A 1,470-nucleotide genomic window follows, 5' to 3' on the forward strand; every position below is an offset into this window, starting at 1 on the left:
TCTTTCACGGTACGTCCAGCTTCGACAGACTTCAGGACAGCAATAATCTGGTGTTCGGTGAATCGTGCTTTACGCATAGCGATCTCCTTCATTAGCAGAGTAAGTATGCCGGAAGATCTCTAAATGTGAATGGGCCGTTTTAGCGGGATACTTACAAGTTTAATGGAATACTCGCAGACTGGAAGTTGAAATTGAGCAATGTCAAAAGCTCTCCCCCTGCCCCTTACGAACTTGAGAAAATGTCAATTGGGGAAATAATATTTGCTTTAAAACCAAAAGTCTTATGGGTAATAATAGGGGGGGTTATAACAATTATTGTTGGGAGCTTTACTCTAGGTGCAAAACTCATAGGTTAAATTTCGTGGATACGGACGTTAAAAAAGTCGAGATTTAGAAAACCTCGACTTTTTTGAAATTATCATAAGTTAAGCCTATTAACAATAAAATCAAAGAGGGTAAACGTCAGTAACCTCTAAATTCATGTAACTTCGTTGATAATAGATCATTTTTGCTAATAAAATCTTTCAGAAAATTTTCTGTTATTATCTCCTGAGAACCATCTTTATATTTGGTTGCCAAAATTTGATGATCTGAATCGTCTGTTAATCCTTCTTGATCGGTTATAGCAAAACTATGTATTATTCTATTGCGTAAATTAACTACATCTTCAAAAAGATCAGCTACCGTAGTATCTGATGATTTGGTAATTGTCTCCTTTATAGCAGGGGCCAGCTGACCAGAGGTTTTATCAATCAATGAGTGCCAAGTATATTTACCTTGTGAATCTTCCTTTAAAATATTCTCTATTACAAATGCATTATTTGAGTTAAAAACATAGATAGCAGTACCTAAAAGCTCTCTGTACTTCTTTGATGGCATAGCTTGATGAGAGTAGTTCTCATACATAAAATTTTCCTTATATTGATTTAAATATTTTTTATATGACACCATATAACATTAGCAGATAATTTTATTTTAGCATAATCAAAAACTTTTATCCTAAACTTAAATTTTGAGTTTATAACCGTCATGATGAGTCTTAAACGTTATAAATATCTTATATCCTTCTTCGCTTACGCTTTGAACTTATAGCAACCAAGTTACCTAAAAGTATTGCCTTCTCACACTTGACTCTTTCCTCACGATAAAGGGCCTCAGCTTCTTCTTCATTATCAATGGCATAATGAATCATAAAGCGAAAGAAAAAAGTGATCTCATGTTCATAGCCAAGGTGCTGAATGATTCTTGGAGAACTCGATTTTAGAGCGTTTGAAAGCATAGATATGATCGTAAAACGATCTGCAAGATCTGTTGTAGATTGTGGAAGGTAGTACTTAATGTAGTAGCCGACACAGAATAGCCAGATATATCTAATTTGTATTAGTCGCGACTTGATCTGACATATGACCTTGAAAGGTTGAGAGTTACCGGTTTTGATATAGGTGTCGAATCCTTATACAAAACACGAGG

Annotated in this window: 1 protein-coding gene; it reads right to left on the reverse strand. The window is 34.8% G+C overall.

Annotation, left to right across the window (positions count from 1 at the left end; translation table 11 throughout):
- Nucleotides 1–462: 462 nt before the first annotated feature.
- Nucleotides 463–906, reverse strand: a complete 444-nt coding sequence (locus A1830_RS16355; protein ID WP_067708704.1) for a selenium binding protein — start codon at nucleotides 904–906, stop codon at nucleotides 463–465.
- Nucleotides 907–1,470: the final 564 nt, after the last annotated feature.

Source organism: Erwinia sp. ErVv1, from assembly GCF_900068895.1.
GTDB lineage: Bacteria > Pseudomonadota > Gammaproteobacteria > Enterobacterales > Enterobacteriaceae > Erwinia.

Bases quoted from the DNA above. Each gene is read 5' to 3' on its own strand.
- A1830_RS16355 (WP_067708704.1), bottom strand. From the start codon at position 906: ATGTATGAGAACTACTCTCATCAAGCTATGCCATCAAAGAAGTACAGA.